We start from the raw sequence: 20015 nt of genomic DNA, 5'->3' as shown, positions 1-20015 counted from the left end.
TTTTTTATTGTCATAAGAACGAGCGTTGAATCTTATGCCAAAATGTATTGTTCGTCAATTTGACGGTTTTCAGTTCTTTTTCAGAAAGCTGGATATCGACTGAATCTGTTCGTGTGAGACTGAGTGCTTCGTTATCCATCCCGATGATCGGATAGTCGTTTCCGTCTTCGATGATGCGTAACGAAAGTTTCCGTCCACGGTTCAGTAGGAAAGCAGAACCGAGTGTCCGGTACCGGTTGTTGTTGACGGAAGCAATTTCGCTGACTTGAAGACAGTGGATCAATGGATCGACGATCGCACCAGAGAGTGACTTGTTATAAGCCGTAGAGCCCGTCGGTGTTGAGATGACCATTCCATCCCCGCGGAATGTCTCAAACAGGAAGTCGTCGATATAGACTTCGATTGCGAGTGATTTGATGATGCTCGACTTCACGGAACATTCGTTCAGACAGAGCATCGGTGGTCCACCGTTGATGGATGCTTCGAGCAGTGGATAACGACGTACTTCGATTTCACCATCCGAGACACGGTTGCCTGTCTCTTTAAAGATCGCTTCGACCGCAGAAAGATCATTGATATCAAAATCACAGTAGAACGAGTTTGGTCCTTCAGCGAATCCGACATAGATGGCATCATCACGGAAACCTGTGAAGCGTGCCGCTTGCAAGAAAGCCCCATCTCCACCAATCGAGACGATGATGTTTGCTTGTCGGTGATCTTGGACGACGTTCAGTCCGTATCGTGTACCGACATCAATCAACTTTCGCACCTGCGTCTCGTGTCTTTGTGTATTTCGGTAGTACAGGTAGACATTATTTCGAGCCATGGTCAATTCCCCCTTGAAAGCGTTTCATGAACTCTTTCATTATACCTGTTTTTTGGAAAGACGGGTACTGAAGTCCATCAATTATGGCAGAACGCTTGCCATCTTCGCGGATCATTCCTATAGTTAAATAGAAAATACAGTATATCCAATCAGGGGAAAAGGGGAATTCATAATGGCAACATTTAAAGGAAATCCAATCACACTTCAAGGTACAGCGGTTCAAGTCGGACAAACAGCACCTGACTTTCAAGTGTTAGCTAACGACTTATCACCGGTAACACGTGATACATATCAAGGTGTCCGGATCATCAGCGTCGTTCCATCGATCGATACAGGCGTTTGTGATGCGCAGACACGCAAATTCAATGAAGAAGCAGCAACAATCGAAGGTGTGACGGTCATGACGGTCTCAAACGATCTTCCATTCGCACAACGTCGCTGGTGCGCATCAAGCGGTCTCGATCAAGTCGTAACGTTGTCTGATCACCGTGACCTTTCATTCGGTACACAGTACGGCGTAGCCATCGAAGAATTACGCCTGCTTGCCCGTTCCGTTTTCGTTCTTGATTCAAACAACGAGATCACGTACGTTGAATATCTTGAAGAATCAACAGACGAAGTCAATTTCGAAGCAGCACTCGCTGCAGCACGTGAAGCGAAGTAAGAATGGTTTACAAACGCCGCTGAAGCGTTACAATGGAACTAATGATAGAAACGGCTCCCGCTCTACGGGGGGCCGTTTCGTTTTGGAGAGGATGACGTACATGGAGCCGTTAGAAAAGTTATATAAGGAATTAACACGTCAAACAAAACAAATCGAACGTGATCTTGATATGCCCTATTTAGAAGCGTTGACGACGGTGATTGATCGATTGAACGATCGTCATACTGAAAATGTAGACAAAGAGGTCATTCGTAAGGCAGTATCGCTTGCTATTCTAGAAGGGATGAAACAAGCACAACCGAACCATTTGCCGACGCCAGACAGCGTCGCTTTGTTTGCTGGTTATCTAATCGGGAAATTGGTAGGTAAGGAGGACATCCGGCTACTTGAGTTGGGGAGTGGGACAGGCGGTATGTTGCATGCCGTCTTAAGTCAGCTTTCGACAGGTACATCCGCTGAGGCGGTCGAGGTAGATGAGACATTGATTCGTTTATCAGCAGCGGTAACGGAATTACTCGACTATCCAGTCACGTATACCCATCAAGATGCGTTACGACCATTATTGTTAGATCCAGTTGATCTTGCGATGGCTGATCTTCCTGTCGGTTATTATCCAGATGAAGAGGCTGCCGCTTCTTACATCTTAAAACGAGACGAAGGCATGAGCTACAGTCATTTCTTGTTGATTGAACAAGCGATGCAATACGTCAAACCAGGCGGATTCGGTGTCTTCGTCATTCCGAACGGACTGTTTCAACATGATACGGAAGGGAAGTTGAAACAGTACTTCGAATCAAAAGCGCATGTCATCGGTATTTTGCAGTTACCGCTCACGATGTTCAAACAAGAACAGGCAGCAAAAAGTTATTTGATCGTCCGTAATCATTTAGCCGGTATGAAGATGCCAAAACAAGCATTGCTTGCTGAGTTGCCATCGTTCACAGATGCTCGCGCGTTTGGTGGTATGGTGAAACAGATTGATGAATGGATTAACACAGAATTAAAATGAATTACGCAAAGTGATTGAAATCTGTCGTTAATTTGACTATTCTAGTTGTAGAACAGAAATAGAAGAAAACCTAAACAGATGTGAATGTTCATTGGATTCAAATGGAAAAGGGGAAAAATCATGGCAAAAATTATGGCGGTAAACGCAGGTAGTTCGTCTTTGAAGTTCCAATTGCTCGAAATGCCGAACGAAACGATGATCGCAGTCGGACTCGTTGAACGCGTCGGTAAAGACGATGCAATCTTTACGATCAAATATGGTGAAGGACAAAAGTATACAGATGTCCTCCCACTTGCAACACATAAAGAAGCAGTCGAGTTGTCACTCGAAAAATTGATGGAGTTCGGAATCATCTCGTCTTACGATGAGATTAAAGGTGTTGGACACCGTGTGCTTCATGGTAAAGAAAAATATGCAGACTCTGTATTGATTACAGATGAAGTCATGCACGATATCGAGTCGTACACAGAACTCGGACCACTTCACATTCCACCAAACTTGATCGGAATTCGGGCATTCCAAGCATTGCTTCCGGAAGTGCCACAAGTGGCAGTCTTCGATACGGCGTTCCACCAAACGATGCCAGAAGAAAACTTCCTTTACAGCTTGCCGTATGATTACTATACAGAATACGGTATCCGTAAATATGGTTTCCACGGTACGAGCCACAAATACGTTACGGAACGTGCATCTGAATTACTCGGTCGTCCGTTAAAAGACCTCCGTTTGATCTCGTGTCACCTAGGTAGCGGAGCATCGATCGCAGCAGTTTCGGGTGGCGAATCAATCGATACGACAATGGGCTTCACACCGCTTGAAGGGATTACGATGGGAACACGTTCTGGTTCACTTGACCCAGCGTTGATTCCATTCTTGATGGAGAAAACAGGGAAAACAGCAGAAGACGTCTTGAACGTCATGAACAAAGAGTCTGGAATCTACGGTCTTTCAGGTCTTTCAAGTGACTTGCGTGATGTCCAGACAGCTGCTAAAGAAGGAAACCATCGTTCAGAGATGGCACTCCGTATCTTTGCGAACCGTATCCACGGTTACATCGGGCAATACGCTGCTGAGATGAATGGTGTCGATGCGATCATCTTCACAGCCGGTGTCGGAGAAAACTCAGATTCAATCCGTGAGCGTGTCTTACGTGGTCTTGAATTCATGGGCGTTTACTGGGATCCATCACTCAACAATGGTGCTCGTGGAGAAGAACTATTCATTAACTACCCACACTCACCAGTCAAAGTCATCATCATTCCAACGAATGAGGAATTGATGATTGCACGCGACACGGTTCGTGTTGGTGGATTGGTTGCTCAAAACGCATAATTGTGTCAAAAGGACTGAGTCGTTATTCCGACGATTCAGTCCTTTTTTTGATGAAATCTAAGAATGAAAATATACGAACGTACGATCTATTGTTACGGTGTTTGTCATATAACGAAAAATGAATCGTCATCTCTGTAAAAATAAACCTGAAAAAGGGCGATTTCTTAAAAAAATGAGTCCTTTGTAACATAAAAGTAATAGTACAGACATATTTTTGTGGTCTATATGTAACGGCACGCTCTCATTTTGTCATGTATATTAATCTCAGTTAACAAACACGAAACAATGATGGAGGAGAAAATACATGATGAAACGGATGCTCGCAAGTGTTTTAACGGTCGTGTTAGCACTCAGTTCGTTCGCAGGTCTTCAAGCAGAGGCTGCAACTAAGAAAAGCGTCAAGTCAACAGTCGATAGCCTAGTCATTCGTCAAAAAGCAACTACTTCGTCGAAAAAACTCGGTCTTCTATATAAGAACCAAACGTTATCGTACAAAGCAAAAAAAGGGAACTGGTACAAAGTAAGCTACAAAGGTAAAACGGCTTATCTTAGCGCGAAATACTCGAAACTCGTAAAATCGAGTGGATCGAAAAAACAATCGACAGGTGGTTGGAAAACAATCACGAACGTAAGTGCAACAGCTTATACACCATATGATCCAGGTAGTGGTAATCTGACAGCAATCGGTTGGAACATCAAAAGCTCGAAAAAGAAAGTCGTAGCGGTTGATCCACGTGTCATTCCACTTCGTTCGACAGTGAAAGTGTATTACAAAGGGAAATTAAAAGGGACGTATACAGCTGCTGATACTGGCGGTGCCATTAAAGGGAAAAAGATGGATATCCTTTACTACTCTCGTTCAGAAGCATTCAACTGGGGTCGTCGTTCGGTCACAGTAAAATACAAATGATTGCAAACCATCGGACATTGGTTCGATGGTTTTTTATTTAAGCAGATCGTCAAAAAGCCTCTCTTCCTTTGAAATGAAGGAAGAGAGGCTTTTTGACGAAGAGTGATTCATAAACGGACGATCAAGACGTCACATTTTGCGTAACGCGTAATGCTTTCAGAGACACTACCGATGAAGAAACGTTCAACAGCGTTTAAACCAGTTGCGCCACAAATGATTAAATCAGCATCATGATTAGGGGCAAGCTTTTTGGCGATCGTTACTTTCGGTGAGCCGTATTCAATCGCTACTTCGACTTCCTGTACACCGCGATCTTGAGCAGTCTTGACGTATTCGTCTAGCAATTCCTTCGCGTAAGATTCGGCACGTTCCGTGATAGTGCGGTCATAGGCTTCTACTGTTGCGAATGTCCGTGTATCAATGACGTGTGCGATGATCAATTTTGCATCATTCCGCAATGAAACATCGATTGCCGTCTCAAAGGCACGTTCTGCCTCTTTTGAGCCATCTACTGCTACGAGTACATTATGATAGACGATTGCCATGATGAATCCATCCCTTCGTAATCGATATGATGAGTACAACCTAATTATACCATTCTCTTACTGGGAGCGGATGAAACATTCAGTGAGTTCTAAAAATTGTCCTTCCTTTCTGTTCCGTCGTAAGATGGAGTCAGTGAAAGGGGGCGATGCCAAGATGAGGCACGCGTTAATTACAGCAGGTACAAAAGGACTGGGAGAACGAGTGACGCGCCAGTTACTGGAAGAAGGTTGGAGAGTGACAGCGTTTCATCGTTCCGAACCCGAATTTACACATCCGAATCTCATGACGATTCAAGCGGATGTGACGAATCAAGAAGAATTGGAACGCGCAACCCAACAAGCAATCAACGAGCAAGGTCGGGTTGATGCGTTGATACTTAATGCAGGACCTTATATATTCGAACGAAAAGCATTGGTGGATTACACGGATCAGGAATGGAATGAAGTGATCACCGGAAATCTGACAGCTAGTTTTTGGCTGTTGCGTCAAGTATTGCCCGTCATGCGTAAGCAAGCCTACGGTCGAATCATTACGTACGGTTTCCCGGAAAGTGCAACAGCGCCAGGATGGGTATGCCGGGCAGCGTTCGCTGCTGCTAAAAGCGGGATGGTGAGTTTGACGAAGAGTGTAGCGCTTGAAGAGGCAGAGCACGGCATCACGGTCAACATGGTTAACCCAGGAAACATCGTCGGTGACAATAAGACGAAGTTGATTTCTGAAGCGGAGCAAGATGAGGCGACGCCGGTCGGAAGAACGGGTGTCGGAGAAGATATCGCTCGCACGATCTCTTTCTTGTTGGCAGAAGAATCAAGTATGATCACGGGAGCAATCCTCGATGTGACAGGTGGCGTCAATGTCGTCCATCAATCCCGTAAGTAAGAGAAAATGAGGTTGACTCAAAAAAGAATGACGCGTCTTTTCACGCCCTTTCCTCAGGCGAGACACAAGCCAGTTTTCCTGCTTCATTTAAGCAGGAAAGCGGGTCTTGTTCGTCTCTGACAGCGCATAAATGCGCTTTTCCTGTAGGAGTGGCGTGTGACGCGTCATCCACGAGATAAGGGTGGCAGATTATCATTCTGCCACCCTTATCTTTGTAGAGACTGACTGTTGAGTCAGCTCCATTTTTCTTGAGTTAAGATGACGGAATGGATTGAAGATGTTTTGGTGTGCGAGTTAACGCAACTGGACCTTCCGCAGTGAGATGAATATCATCCTCGATACGGACGCCACCGACACCTGGAACATAAATGCCTGGTTCGAGTGTGTAGACGATACCAGCTTCAGCCGTCAGTAGGTTGTTTGACGCGAGGGACGGGAATTCATGAACCTCGATTCCGAGTCCGTGACCGACACGGTGCGTGAAGTACTGTCCGTAGCCAGCGTTTGTAATAACGTCACGGGCTGCCTTATCTAACGCACCGAGTGTCGTGCCGATCTGACTCGCTTCTGTCGCGGCTTCAAGTGCTTGGCGAACCGTTTCATAGATCTTTTTCTGTTCTTCGTTCGCTTCGCCATAAATGAAGGTCCGTGTAATATCGGAACAGTAGCCTTTCCAAACGACGCCGAGGTCGAATAAGACGAAGTCGCCTTCTTGGATGACACGGTCGCCGGGTACACCGTGCGGATCAGCACTGTTTGCACCAAATAGGACAAGCGTATCAAATGACATCTCACGGACACCTTTTTTCTTCATTTCATATTCGATTTCTGCAATGACTTCGATTTCCGTGATCCCTGGGCGGATTGCTTGTTTACCGATTTCGATTGCTTCATCCGCAAGTGTGGCTGCTTCTTGAAGAATAGCGATTTCTTCCGGTGTTTTCTTCAGACGAAGCGCTTGTAAAGACTCACCGATATCAAGAATGGCTGCGTTCTCGAGACGTGAGCTTAGTTCCTGATAGCGACTAAACGTCATGTGTTCTCCTTCGATACCGATTCGGTTATTCGAGTGCTCGAATGTCGCGAATAATTCTGCTAATCGATCAAATGGGTTTTCGTGATCCTCATACGTCACGACGTCTCCTTCCCAAGGACTCGCTGCAACGATACTTGCTTCGAGTGCCGGACAGAATAATACATGTTTGCCGGTTACATCGACGAGGACCGCCATGACACGTTCGTGGGGTTCAGCGTAGACTCCTGAGAAGTAAAACACATTTGCCTTCGAAGTGACGACGGCTAAGTCGATTCCTTGTTCTTTCAGGAATTCACTGATTTGATTCGTACGTTCGCTCATATATGATTCCACCTCTCTACTCATTTTCTACATAAGTATATCATCGTCCGGTTCGAAAAACATTTATCGTAAATCAGACTAGTACACGTTTTCATCTTTAGAGTAGTACAGTATAATGACAGGAGAGTAGAAAAAAGGAAAAGAAGGGATACAGTATGCCTACGAAACACGAACAGATCATTCGACATATCGAAGATCTTGATGTCGGAACAAAGATTTCCGTCCGACAAATCGCGAAGGATTTGACCGTATCCGAGGGGACGGCTTATCGCGCCATCAAGGAAGCAGAAAATTTAGGGTTCGTTTCGACGATTGAGCGAGTCGGAACGATTCGGATTAAAAAGAAACAAAAAGAAAATATCGAGAAGCTGACATTCGCGGAAGTCGTGAACATCGTCGACGGTCAGGTACTCGGTGGTCGAAATGGATTACACAAGACGTTGACGAAATTCGTCATTGGCGCAATGAAGCTCGAAGCGATGATGCGCTATATCGATGTCGATAGTCTCGTCATCATCGGAAACCGCGAAAAAGCACATGAACTCGTGCTTGAAGCTGGAGCTGCTGTATTGATTACCGGTGGCTTCGATACGACGGAGGATGCAAAACGACTGGCAGATGAGATGGAGTTGCCGATCATTTCGACGTCCTACGATACGTTCACGGTCGCGACGATGATCAACCGAGCGATTTATGATCGATTGATCAAAAAAGAGATTTTACTCGTTTCGGATATTTTAATTCCGTTGCATGATACGTTCTATTTGCAGACGACGGACCCGATTTCACGTTGGCACGAGTTGAACGAACAGACGAAACACAATCGTTATCCCGTCATCGATGAACAAATGAAGGTCGTTGGTGTCGTGACAGCGAAGGACATCATTGACCGTCCACATGACTGGGCTGTTGAAAAAGTCATGACCCGTCATCCGATCACGGTCGGTATTCGAACGAGTGTCACGAATTCTGCGCATCAGATGGTCTGGGAAGGAATCGAGATGTTACCGGTCATCGACCAGTACGGTCGATTGCTCGGGATCATTAGCCGTCAAGACGTCCTCAAGGCACTGCAACTCGCGAATCGTCAGCCACAAGTCGGAGAGACGTTCGACGATCTAATCACGGGGCAAATCAAGGCGGCAGAGGACGAACGGGGACCGTACTTATCGCTTGAGGTCTCACCACAAATGACGAACTTCATGGGGACTGCTTCGAGTGGGGTGTTGACGACACTTCTAGTCGAAGGGGCGACGCGAATGTTGCGTCACATGAAGAAAGGTGACCTTGTCATCGAAAACGTCAGCATCTATTTCATTAAACCTGTTCAAATCGAGAGCACGGTAACGATCCGGGCGAATGTCTTTGACGTCGGTCGAAAATTCGGGAAAGTCGATGTCGAGATGTATCAAGGCACACAAATCGTTGCGAAGGCACTCGTGACATCCCAACTCATCGATCGTTAAATGAACCAAAAAGAACCGAAGTCAATGGACTTCGGTTCCTCTGAATCTAGCTCAGGATTGCTCCATCTCGCGGACGACATACGGATAAATCTTTTTGTAACGGATGAATCCGGCGATGAATGAAGCAACACCGACGATGATTAAAATGGAACAAACGATTTTCCCGACGAGTGTCGTTAATCCGTTTCCAGAAACGAACTGGTTGACGGCAAATAGGATAACGAACAAGCTCAACCAAATGCTCGCTTGCGTATTGAACAAGTATTTTCGGTTCGTGCTTTTCGTATGGAACGCGCGGCGTTTTGCTAACAAATACCCACCAAGCGAGAAAACGATGAGGGCGATGAGGATGAATTGCATGTTAAAAGGACCTCCTTTTTGTCTTCATCTCATATCATATCAAGATTAGAGGAGCTGTGCACAGTGAAAGAGCAAATCAAACAAATGATTGAAGCGGCAGATACGATCATCATTCATCGTCATGAACGTCCGGATCCCGATGCACTCGGTAGTCAATTCGGTTTGCAATTGACGTTACAACATCAATTCCCTAGCAAAACGGTATTAACGGCCGGAGAAATGGCGACATCATTGTCATTCATGGGAGAGCTCGATCAAGTAGACGATGAATTATACAAAGAGGCGTTAGTCGTGATTCTGGATACAGCGAATCAAGCGCGGATTGACGGGAAGGTCGCAATGACAGGAAAAGACGTCATTAAAATCGACCATCATCCGGATGAAGATCCATACGCACCAGTACAACTCGTCGATACGACGATGAGTTCGACATCGGAACTGCTCGTTCATTTATTGAACGAATGGGGATACGAGATTCCAGCATCAGCTGCCATTCAATTCTACGCTGGGATCGTCGGTGACACGGGACGTTTCCAATTCCGTGGTACGACGAAACGAACATTTGAAGTCGCAGCGCAATTGATTGATGCAGGAATCGATACGGACTGGTTGTATCGTAATATGTACGAAACAGAACTTGCGGCGCTTCATTTACAAGGATACGTCCTGCAACAAATTCAATTGACGGATCAAGGTGTCGGTTATGTCGTATTGACACAAGATACGTTGAAGCAGTTTGGCGCAACGGTTGAACAAGCATCGTTGCTCGTCAATAGTTTTGCCGGTTTAAAAGGCATGAAGTGTTGGGCATTGTTCCTTGAGACAGACACGGAGGTTCGCGTCCGGATTCGTTCGAAGGGTCCCGTCATCAATGAAGTAGCAAAAGAATTCAATGGTGGTGGACATCCGATGGCGTCTGGTGCAACGATTGGACAGTTGAGTGAAGTCGAACGTGTCATCCGTCGTCTGGACGAGGTCGCTGCTAACTTCCAGTTTTAAATGGAAAAAGGCTGCTCGGTCTCACTCCTCTCATTGAGGAAGCGAAGCGAACAGCCTTTTTACGCTTATTGCGTTTTTGTTTCGTCTTGCGGAATGAACCAAACGCCACGATCTGTGTGATCTTCAATGACATTCAGTTGAAGTTCAGCGACAGATTTGCGAATCTTCTCAGCGATTTCTTCCGTTTCAGTAAAAGCGGTAACACCGAGCTTTAATTGTTCGACTTTTTCACGTGCGATTTGACTGCGATTCAAAATCATGAGAAACGCTCCTTCCGTACCCGTCATGATATTTCTATACTTATTGTATCGAATAATAAATCAGATGGCGAGTACTTGAGTCAGTTAGATATGAAGGTTCTGAAAACTTTTAAAACATCCATCAGAAGAGAAAGGAGAATGGAAGATGCATATAAATGTTCGAACGCAGTTTAGTCCATTGCAGAGTTTAGTTCGAATCGAGCCCTATCTCGATGAACTAGTCCGTCGACACATCGGACGAGCGGTCATCTGTGAGACGACATTAACAGGAGTTCCCGCATTCATCGATGCATGTCAGCGTCGAAATATGCAACCGATCGTCGGATGGGAGCAACGAATCGAAGAAGAAGAATTTTGTATCTTATGGTTTGCTTTTTCTTCTGATGGACTGCGTCAACTGTATCGACTAGCCAGTCAACAAGGGGAGACTGAAGTTTCATCACTGATCGCGGTGCTCGTGCCACTGCGTCAAGCCTCTGAAGATGCGACGCGTCTACGTCGTTCCTTCGTTCAATGGATGGGACATGTTCAAGGAGCGCGTACATATATGGGTGTGACCTCTAGTCGCTCAACGGTCGAACGAGAGAGTCGTGCGCGTTACCGCGAAGTCGCAGCAGCGCTTGGTGTTGAGACCGTCCCAGTCGATCCCGTTCGTTACATCCGTCGAGATGAAGCGTCAGCGTATCAAGCGATACGTGCGATTGGTGAAGCGACGACGTTCCAAGACCAAAAGACAGATCGTCTGATGCATTTAAAGACCCGGGAAGAGTTACTCGAAGACTTTACCGAGCGAGAAATTACGATGGCGGAGCAGTTTGCTACGACATCTGAACGCTTGGAATTACCGTTTCAACAACGTCCACTGCCGCGTGTCGCGGAAGACTCGAATGCGTTATTACGGAAACGTGCTGAGGAAGGGTTACTGGCACATGGTCATGAAAGTAATGAAGCGCGGGAACGTCTCGCTTATGAACTATCAGTCATCCATAAGACAGGATTTGCCGATTATTTTTTAATCGTTGAAGAACTCGTACGTAGTGCAAAAGCGAAAGGCATCTTCGTTGGACCCGGTCGAGGCTCAGCAGCTGGATCACTTGTCAGCTATGCGCTTGGGATCACGACGGTGGATCCATTGAAGTATGGATTACTATTCGAACGTTTCTTGAATCCCGAGCGGATTTCGATGCCGGATATCGATATCGATATCGAAGATGAACGACGCGAAGAAGTATTAGAGGATCTCGTGATGCGTTATGGAAAAGATCACGTCGCTCAAATCGGTACATTGTCGACGCTCGGTGCCAAAGCCGCTTTGCGAGACGTCGGACGGACGCTAGAGTTTTCGAAGGATGAATTAGATGCTGCGGTCAAACAGCTTGGAAAATCCACGACGTTACAAGGAATCGAACAAAACAAACAGACATATCGCTGGTTCTCTGGAAGCGAAAAGCGCCGGCAACTGTTGCAACTAGCGCAAGCGGTCGAGGGTCTCCCGCGACAACGTTCGGTTCACGCGGCTGGCGTCGTCATTGGATCTGAACAGCTCGTCGAGACGACACCCGTTGAAACGGGACCAAATGAACGCTATGTGACGCAGTTTTTGATGCAGGCATTGGAACGTCAAGGATTGTTGAAAATTGACTTGTTAGGATTACGAAATCTCAGTCGTTTGCGTCGGATGGAAGAATTGATTCGACGAGAACAGCCATCCTTTACGTTCACGCAAATTCCGGAAGAAGACCGCGCGACATTCCAAGTCTTTGCCCGCGCCGAGACGGATGATATTTTCCAATTCGAGTCGACAGGTATGAAACAGACGTTGCGCGAAGTCAAACCGAATCGGTTCGAGGATTTGGTAGCAACGATGTCACTCTATCGTCCGGGACCAATGAAATTCATTGATCTGTACGCGAAACGAAAAGCTGGTCAACCTTATCAGATGTTACATCCCGTATTAGAAGACGTACTTGCACCAACGTATGGCATCATCGTCTATCAGGAACAAGTCATGGAAATCACTCGTCGAGTGGCTGGATTTACACTCGCACAAGCAGATTTATTACGACGTGCGATTTCTAAGAAAAGTACGGATTCGCTCGAACAGGAACGGGTTCGTTTTCTCGAAGGAGCAAAATCGAATGGATTCGATGATGCGATTGCACATTCACTCTATGAACAAATTGAGCGATTTGCTGGGTATGGATTCAACCGAAGCCATGCGGTCGCCTATTCAAAGATTAGTTACGCCCTCGGATATATCAAAGCGCATTTCCCACACATTTTCTTACTCGTCTCGGTCGAACAACCGGAGCGTCTCGTCCGATTGATGCGCGAACGACGTCTTCCTGTCCTATCGCCGGACGTCTGGATTTCCGATTACCGTTCTTCGTTAGAAGGCAAAGGGATTCGTCTCGGAATACATGTGATTAAAGGTATTTCCGAGCGAGAGTTCGAACGTGTAAAGGAAGCATCAAAGCACACGGCGACGATTGCTGATCTATTGACCCACGTCGGATGGGGTAAGAAGGAGCGCGCAAAAATCGAATTGTTACTCTACAGTGGTGCGCTAGATCGAGCGACACACGGCGATCGCGGACTCGCTGAACAAGAAGTACTCGAATATTTCACTGAGTCGTCGAATACATTACTTCCAGACGAGTTGGCAATTCTCGGGAAACGCCGGACACAGAAGTCCTCGAAACGAAGTGATTCCGATTGGGCACGATTAGAACGGGAAGCGCTTGGGTTCTGGTTGACGTATTCGCCGTTGACGACAGCAATGAAAGCTCCGGTTGAATCTGCTTATTTCCATGACCTTGGCGTCGGTTCGGAAACACATTATTTAGTCTGTTATATTGATCAGATTCGAGAGTTCAAGACGAAACGCGGTCAAACGATGGCGGTCATTCAGGCAGTCGACGGATATTCGAATGAAGAGGTCGTCGTCTTCCCGAATCAATATGAACGATTCCGTCGATCACTTTATTTAGGGAACGTCTTGCTGATTGAACTAAAGGTGCAGGATCGCGAAGGGGAGCGTCAGTTCATTTTGGAACGTCTGCGTCCGCTTGGGCAAGATGTGCTATTCGTCAAGTTAACATCAAAAAATGAGCTGGCCGCACTCGAACAGTTGCTTGAAGCAGTACCAGGCGATATTCCAATCGTCGTTCGCTACGCGGATTCACGCGAGACGAAATCGTTACCGCCGCTCTATGCAGTGCAGCATGATGAGGAATTACTGGCTCGGCTACGTATTCGGTTTGGCGAGGATCATGTCGTCCTGAAAAATGTCCCCCGCTCAAACTAGTACTAGGTAATAAGATTTGTTATAATAAGGGGTAATTGGTCTGACCAATGCCACCGATTGAAGCAACCGACTGAAGGGTCAGAAAGGTGGTGCCGTATCGATATGGAGAAGAAACGAAATGCGTTTGAAGCCAATATCGCGGCGATTAAATTGATGATCGAACAAGATGGATTAGTTCCAGGAGACCGTATTCCATCAGAACGGGAACTGGCAGAACGACTATCCATCAGTCGACCGTCCGTGCGAGAAGCATTACGGACGCTCGCTTATTTAGGGATCGTCGAGACACGACATGGAGGCGGAAGCTTTCTATTGAACCGTGACGATCATACCTATATTCAAATCATTGCTCAATTCTTAGTGACTGGCGATTCGAAGTTCGAAGACTTGGCAGGAACGCTCCGCTTGCTTGAGCAAGCAGCGCTCACGCAGCTGGATGACCTTTCGGTGCTTGCACCAGTCGTATCATCCGATGCAGCGTTTCGTGAGACGTTGATTCAGACGGTCGATAACGATTTGTTTGAACGAATCTGGCGACAAGTCAATGCCTTCCATAAAAGCTTCGGTCAAGGGGAACTCTATACGCAGGCGGAACGGGAACAACTCTTGAACCGCCCATAGGATGACAAGGGGGAACTGAACGTGCAAGCATTTTTTCGAAAACCTAAAAAGTTCGTCACGCTGACTTCGAAGGAGCAGCGTGTCGATGTGCCAGTTGGCCTAATGACGAAATGTCCGAAATGTAAATTAATCCAATATACGAAACAACTGGAGGCGAACTTACGTGTCTGTTCATGTGGGTATCATCACCCGTTGACCGCGCAAGAACGTTTTACGCAATTATTCGATGAAGGTTCGGTGACGTATTTCGACTTACCGGCAGTTCAAGCGGATCCGCTTGGATTCCAGGATTACCCGGAAAAATTAAAGGGCGACCAAGTCAGAACGGGTCTTGAGGAAGCGATCGTCTGTGGCGTCGGGAATGTGAATGGTCACCCACTCGTCGCTTGTGTCATGGATGCACGATTCCGCATGGGCTCGATGGGTGCAGCAGTCGGTGCTGCGATTTCTGAAGCGGTTCGTTACGCAACAAAACATCGTCTACCTGTCACGATTTTCTCCGCTTCAGGTGGAGCACGGATGCAAGAGGGAATGGTTAGTCTCATGCAGATGGCGAAATCGAGTCTCTTCTTAAAACAGCATTCAGATGCTGGATTACTTTATATTTCTTGTATGACGCATCCGACGACCGGCGGGGTATCAGCAAGTTTTGCGATGCTCGGTGACTTTAACATCGCTGAACCGGGGGCGTTGATCGGGTTTGCAGGTCGACGGATCATCGAACAGACGATACGTGAAAAACTACCGGAAGATTTCCAAACAGCAGAATTCTTATTACAAGCAGGTCAACTGGACGATGTCGTATCACGACATGATCTGAAAACGTACTATACGCGAATCTTAAAGCTACATGCGGAGGGAACGAACCATGCAACCATTTGACCAACCAGTCATCGCGTTACGCGAAAAAATTCTTGAGCTCCATGATATGGCGGAAACACAAGGACTAGACTTCAAGGAAGAACTCCAACTTCTTGAAGAACGCCTTCATCGGTTAGAACTCGATATTTACGGGAATATGAAAGCGTGGAATCGCGTTCAATTGGCACGTCATCCAGAACGTCCAACGACACTCGATTACATTGAATCCATTTGTGAAGACTTCATCGAGTTGCACGGCGATCGTCATGGATATGATGATGCGGCAATCGTCGGTGGAATCGGAACACTGAATGGTCGTCCAGTGACGATCATCGGTCATCAACGCGGAAAAGATACAAAAGAAAACATTCGTCGTAATTTCGGGATGCCACATCCGGAGGGGTACCGAAAAGCACTACGTCTCATGCAACAAGCGGAGAAATTCAATCGACCAATCATTACGTTCATCGACACGAAAGGGGCTTACCCAGGACGTGCAGCAGAAGAACGTGGTCAGAGTGAGGCCATCGCGAAAAACTTGTTTGAGATGGCTGGTATGACGGTTCCAATCATCTCAATCGTCATCGGTGAAGGTGGATCAGGTGGTGCTTTAGGAATCGGAGTGTGTGATCAACTCTTGATGCTCGAGAATTCAACGTATTCGGTCATCTCTCCTGAAGGTGCTGCAGCATTGTTATGGAAAGATGCAAGTCTTGCGGAGAAAGCGGCAGAATCGATGAAAATCACAGCGCCTGATTTATTACGACTCGGGATCGCGGATGCCATCATTCCAGAAGTCGTCGGAGGGGCGCATCTCGATGTGTCATTACAGGCGGATAAATTAAAAACTGTATTGGTACAGAAGCTCGAATCATTGGTTCATCTGACCAAGGAAGAGCTCATTGATCAGCGGACTGAAAAATATCACCAAATTGGCACATAAGCACCATGTAATCGCTATCATGATTGATATTCCTCATTTCCGGAATCGATGATGAAAAAGCTAGTGAAAGTTTATGCAATCTGCCCTGTTGTAAAACAAGAAAACAACGTGCTATTTTAGATTCAGATTAATGGAGAGGTGATTAACGTGAGTTTAAAACGGATTGCTGTCTTAACGAGTGGCGGCGATGCACCCGGTATGAACGCTGCGGTGCGTGCTGTCACGCGTAAAGCGATTTTTCATGGCTTAGAAGTATTCGGTGTCTACAATGGCTACCAAGGATTAATCAACGGGGACATCGTCCAGTTGAACCTTGGATCAGTCGGTGACATCATTCAACGAGGCGGAACGTTCCTACGTTCAGCACGTTGCCCTGAGTTCCGTACAGAAGAAGGACGAGCAAAAGCGGTCGTCAATCTAAAGAAATTTGAAATTGATGCACTCGTCGTCGTAGGCGGAGACGGGTCGTATCGTGGTGCCCAAAAATTGACGGGACTTGGTTTCCCGACAATTGGACTTCCAGGTACGATCGATAACGACATCCCTGGAACGGACTATACGATCGGTTTTGATACAGCGCTCAACACGGCGCTTGAAGCGATCGATAAAATCCGTGATACGGCATCGTCGCATGAGCGAACGTATGTCATTGAAGTCATGGGACGCGATGCGGGTGATATCGCATTATATGCAGGACTTGCTGGTGGAGCAGAATCGATTCTTGTTCCCGAGCGTCCTGAAGATTTAAAAGAAGTGCTTTCCCGTATTCAAAGTGGTGTCGACCGCGGTAAGAAGCACTCAATCGTCATCGTCGCTGAAGGAGCAGGTCGTGCTCAGGACGTGGGAGACGCTATCGCAAAAGAAACAGGTCTCGATACACGCGTCACGGTACTTGGTCACGTTCAACGTGGTGGAGCACCAACGGCAGCGGACCGTGTACTTGCAAGTCGGATGGGGGCGCATGCCATCGAAATCCTACTTCAAGGAAAACAAGGACGTGTCGTAGGTGTACGTGGTGGTAAGATGATCGATCTCGATATCGATGAGGCACTCGACGAAAATAAACATGAGCTGGATCTTGATATTCTTGAGCTTTCAAAACAGCTTTCGATTTAACGAACGTCGATAGGATTGAAATGGACAAGAGAACTTGGCCAAACACCGTAGGAGGTTTATGGAATATGCGTAGAACTAAAATTGTATGTACGATTGGACCGGCGTCAGAAAAACGTCTTCCAGAAATGATTGAAGCAGGTATGAACGTCGCTCGTTTGAACTTCTCACACGGCGATTATGAAGAACACGGTGCACGTATCACGGATATCCGTCGTGCAGCGAAAGAAGCAAACAAAATCGTTACGATTCTTCTTGATACGAAAGGACCAGAAATCCGGACACATTCGTTTGAAGAAGGAAAAGCGCTTCTCGAACGTGGTCAAGAAGTCATCATCGTTAGCGGAGACGCAAACGAAATCGTCGGAACGAAAGATAAATTCTCAGTCACGTATGAAGGACTCTATGATGACGTCGAAGTTGGTTCGATGATCATGCTTGATGACGGTCTCATCGGTCTTCGTGTCACTGAAAAACTTCCGAACCGTGAGCTTCGTTGTTCCATCGAAAACGAAGGCGTCATCAAGACGAAAAAAGGCGTTAACTTGCCAAACGTGAAGGTTAACCTTCCTGCTTTGACAGAAAAAGATATTGCGGATATCGAGTTCGGTATCAAGAGCGATATCGATTTGATCGCGGCATCTTTCGTACGCCGTGCGTCAGACGTCGTTGCGATTCGTCAATTGCTTGAGAAAAACAACGCGAGCCATATCAAAATCTTCCCGAAAATCGAGAACCAAGAAGGTGTCGATAACATCGAAGAAATCCTTGCGATTTCGGACGGTTTGATGGTAGCGCGTGGTGACCTCGGTATCGAGATTCCAACGGAAGAAGTCACGCCAACTCAAAAAGACTTGATCAAGCTTTGTAACGACTTCGGTAAACCAGTCATTACAGCAACACAAATGCTTGACTCGATGCAACGTTTCCCACGTCCAACACGTGCTGAAGCATCAGACGTCGCGAACGCGATTCTTGATGGTACGGATGCAATCATGCTTTCAGGTGAGACAGCAGCAGGGGACTACCCAATCGAATCTGTCCAAATGATGCACTCGATCGCAAAACGTACAGAAAAAATGCTCGACTACAAGCTCTTGTTGAAAGATCGTCAGACACGTAGTGAGCACACAGTAACGGATGCAATCGCTCAAGCGGTTACGCACACTGCAATCAACTTGGACGCAAAAGCAATCTTGACACCGACACAATCGGGTTACACGGCTGCACGTATCTCGAAATACCGTCCGGAGCCAAACATCGTCGCGGTTACACCAAGCGCACGTGTCGCACGTCAGTTAAACATCGTATGGGGCGTGTACCCAATCGTCGTTGATCATCTTTCAGACAACACGGATGACATGTTGACACTTGCTGCGGACACAGCAAAAGACGCTGGTTTCGTCACAGATGGTGATCTCGTCGTCATCTCAGCAGGTATTCCTGCTTTGACTGCTGGTACAACGAACATGTTGAAAATCCACATCGTCGGTAAAGAGATCGCAAACGGTCGCGGTATCGGTGAGCGTGGAGTCGTTGGCGAAGTCGTCATCGCAAACAATGCTGAAGAAGCAAACGCGAAAGCGAAGCCAGGCATGATCCTCGTTACGAACTCAACTGATCGTGACATGATGCCTGCAATCGAGATGGCTGCAGCGATGATCACAGTTGATGGCGGATTGACAAGCCATGCTGGAATCGTTGGACCATCACTCGGTAAACCAGTCATCGTTGGTGTCGAAGATGCATTGACAGTCTTCAAAGACGGTCAAATGATCTCAATCGATCCATTGACAGGTAAACTATATAACGCATAATCCATTCATGACGGACGTGACTTAGGTCATGTCCGTCTTTTTTTGTATGAGGAGGACGTATGGAAGCTTATCTTTTTTTGATTGCCCTCGTCTTCATTGGGGTCATCGCACAAAATAAATCATTAATCATCGCTGCAGCCTTCCTGCTGATCATCAAGGCGATCGGGCTGGATGGTAGACTGTTTCCTTCCTTACAGGCAAAAGGGATCACGTGGGGCGTCACATTGATCACGGCAGCGATCCTCGTACCGATTGCAGCAGGGGATATCGGATTTAAGGAGTTGCTCCAAAGTATTCGGGGACACATCGGCATCATCTCATTTTTATCAGGAATCTTTGTTGCAATCGTCGCAGCACACGGTGTTGGACTGATGAAAGAAGATCCACTCGTGACGACAGCCTTGCTAGCTGGAACGATTCTTGCAGTCGGACTCTTTAGAGGTGTACCGGTTGGACCATTGATTGGTGCTGGAATCGCGGCGCTCGTCATTGGAATGTGGGATGTCATCGCAAAAGCGTTCACAGGATGAGCCGAATCAGCAAAGTAACTGAATTAATTTTTTGATAATAGTATGCAAGTTCATTCACTTTTTGGGTATTTTTGTTTATACTAAGAACAGAAACAAGATGGTCTATTCAAGAGTACAGCGCTACAAGCATGGGGAACGACTCTTGAGTGGACGTCTTTTTTTCAATACGGAAATGAAAGCGTTTTAAATTTCTGGGGAAAAAAAGGGGGATTATT

19 protein-coding genes are annotated in these 20015 nt (G+C 46.6%); 14 read left to right on the top strand and 5 right to left on the bottom strand.

The window, feature by feature from the left end; genetic code table 11:
- Positions 1–10: 10 nt before the first annotated feature.
- The gene (locus tag N179_RS08355) at positions 11–826 is read right to left on the bottom strand and encodes an NAD kinase (RefSeq protein ID WP_023469054.1); all 816 of its coding nucleotides are present in this window, start codon (positions 824–826) and stop codon (positions 11–13) included.
- A 172-nt stretch (positions 827–998) separates the two neighbouring features.
- On the opposite strand from N179_RS08355, the gene tpx reads away from it, so the two are divergent.
- From tpx to N179_RS08335, 4 genes are all read left to right on the top strand, one after another.
- Entirely contained in the window at positions 999–1490 is a 492-nt protein-coding gene (gene tpx / locus N179_RS08350) for a thiol peroxidase (RefSeq protein WP_035396538.1), read from the top strand.
- 100 nt (positions 1491–1590) lie between these two features.
- Positions 1591–2499 carry a class I SAM-dependent methyltransferase gene (locus tag N179_RS08345; RefSeq protein ID WP_023469052.1) on the top strand — a complete coding sequence of 303 codons (909 nt, stop codon included), beginning with the start codon at positions 1591–1593 and terminating at the stop codon, positions 2497–2499.
- A gap of 120 nt (positions 2500–2619) precedes the next feature.
- The gene (locus N179_RS08340) at positions 2620–3831 is read left to right on the top strand and encodes an acetate kinase (protein WP_023469051.1); all 1212 of its coding nucleotides are present in this window, start codon (positions 2620–2622) and stop codon (positions 3829–3831) included.
- Between the two features lie 304 nt (positions 3832–4135).
- Positions 4136–4741 carry a 3D domain-containing protein gene (locus N179_RS08335; protein ID WP_075642615.1) on the top strand — a complete coding sequence of 202 codons (606 nt, stop codon included), beginning with the start codon at positions 4136–4138 and terminating at the stop codon, positions 4739–4741.
- 107 nt (positions 4742–4848) lie between these two features.
- On the opposite strand, the gene N179_RS08330 is transcribed toward N179_RS08335, so the two are convergent.
- Positions 4849–5286 (bottom strand): universal stress protein, encoded by a 438-nt coding sequence (locus N179_RS08330; protein ID WP_029342342.1) that lies wholly within the window; start codon positions 5284–5286, stop codon positions 4849–4851.
- Between the two features lie 154 nt (positions 5287–5440).
- Here N179_RS08330 and N179_RS08325 point away from each other — a divergent pair, with 154 nt between their 5' ends.
- Complete coding sequence (locus tag N179_RS08325) at positions 5441–6166, top strand: SDR family oxidoreductase (protein ID WP_075642614.1); 726 nt, start codon at positions 5441–5443, stop codon at positions 6164–6166.
- A 253-nt stretch (positions 6167–6419) separates the two neighbouring features.
- Here N179_RS08325 and N179_RS08320 read toward each other — a convergent pair whose 3' ends face one another.
- On the bottom strand, positions 6420–7523 hold the full coding sequence (locus N179_RS08320; protein ID WP_023469047.1) for a M24 family metallopeptidase: 1104 nt from the start codon (positions 7521–7523) through the stop codon (positions 6420–6422).
- A 155-nt stretch (positions 7524–7678) separates the two neighbouring features.
- Between N179_RS08320 and N179_RS08315 the strand changes: the two genes are divergently transcribed.
- Complete coding sequence (locus N179_RS08315) at positions 7679–8989, top strand: DRTGG domain-containing protein (RefSeq protein ID WP_023469046.1); 1311 nt, start codon at positions 7679–7681, stop codon at positions 8987–8989.
- A 51-nt stretch (positions 8990–9040) separates the two neighbouring features.
- On the opposite strand, the gene N179_RS08310 is transcribed toward N179_RS08315, so the two are convergent.
- The gene (locus N179_RS08310; protein ID WP_023469045.1) at positions 9041–9349 is read right to left on the bottom strand and encodes a YtpI family protein; all 309 of its coding nucleotides are present in this window, start codon (positions 9347–9349) and stop codon (positions 9041–9043) included.
- A gap of 63 nt (positions 9350–9412) precedes the next feature.
- Here N179_RS08310 and N179_RS08305 point away from each other — a divergent pair, with 63 nt between their 5' ends.
- Complete coding sequence (locus N179_RS08305; RefSeq protein WP_075642613.1) at positions 9413–10348, top strand: DHH family phosphoesterase; 936 nt, start codon at positions 9413–9415, stop codon at positions 10346–10348.
- Between the two features lie 65 nt (positions 10349–10413).
- Here N179_RS08305 and N179_RS08300 read toward each other — a convergent pair whose 3' ends face one another.
- On the bottom strand, positions 10414–10608 hold the full coding sequence (locus tag N179_RS08300) for a YtzJ family protein (protein ID WP_023469043.1): 195 nt from the start codon (positions 10606–10608) through the stop codon (positions 10414–10416).
- 145 nt (positions 10609–10753) lie between these two features.
- Here N179_RS08300 and dnaE point away from each other — a divergent pair, with 145 nt between their 5' ends.
- The 7 genes from dnaE (at position 10754) to N179_RS08265 (ending at position 19800) form a co-directional block, all read left to right on the top strand.
- Positions 10754–13915, top strand: a complete 3162-nt coding sequence (dnaE, locus tag N179_RS08295) for a DNA polymerase III subunit alpha (protein WP_075642612.1) — start codon at positions 10754–10756, stop codon at positions 13913–13915.
- Positions 13916–14017: 102 nt separating this feature from the next.
- Entirely contained in the window at positions 14018–14536 is a 519-nt protein-coding gene (locus N179_RS08290; RefSeq protein WP_023469041.1) for a FadR/GntR family transcriptional regulator, read from the top strand.
- A gap of 21 nt (positions 14537–14557) precedes the next feature.
- The gene (gene accD, locus N179_RS08285) at positions 14558–15418 is read left to right on the top strand and encodes an acetyl-CoA carboxylase, carboxyltransferase subunit beta (protein WP_023469040.1); all 861 of its coding nucleotides are present in this window, start codon (positions 14558–14560) and stop codon (positions 15416–15418) included.
- The gene (accA, locus tag N179_RS08280) at positions 15405–16340 is read left to right on the top strand and encodes an acetyl-CoA carboxylase carboxyl transferase subunit alpha (RefSeq protein ID WP_023469039.1); all 936 of its coding nucleotides are present in this window, start codon (positions 15405–15407) and stop codon (positions 16338–16340) included. Before accD ends, accA begins: the two co-directional genes overlap by 14 nt.
- A 147-nt stretch (positions 16341–16487) precedes the next feature.
- The gene (pfkA, locus tag N179_RS08275; protein WP_023469038.1) at positions 16488–17456 is read left to right on the top strand and encodes a 6-phosphofructokinase; all 969 of its coding nucleotides are present in this window, start codon (positions 16488–16490) and stop codon (positions 17454–17456) included.
- A 65-nt stretch (positions 17457–17521) separates the two neighbouring features.
- Positions 17522–19270, top strand: coding sequence for a pyruvate kinase (gene pyk, locus N179_RS08270; protein WP_023469037.1), 1749 nt, complete (start codon positions 17522–17524; stop codon positions 19268–19270).
- A 59-nt stretch (positions 19271–19329) separates the two neighbouring features.
- Entirely contained in the window at positions 19330–19800 is a 471-nt protein-coding gene (locus N179_RS08265) for a DUF441 domain-containing protein (protein ID WP_023469036.1), read from the top strand.
- The last annotated feature ends 215 nt before the right edge of the window (positions 19801–20015 follow it).

Origin of the sequence: Exiguobacterium indicum HHS 31, from assembly GCF_001939065.1 — a bacterium.
In the GTDB taxonomy this organism is placed as follows: Bacteria; Bacillota; Bacilli; order Exiguobacteriales; family Exiguobacteriaceae; genus Exiguobacterium_A; species Exiguobacterium_A indicum.
This window is presented reverse-complemented; position numbering and strand designations above follow the sequence as displayed.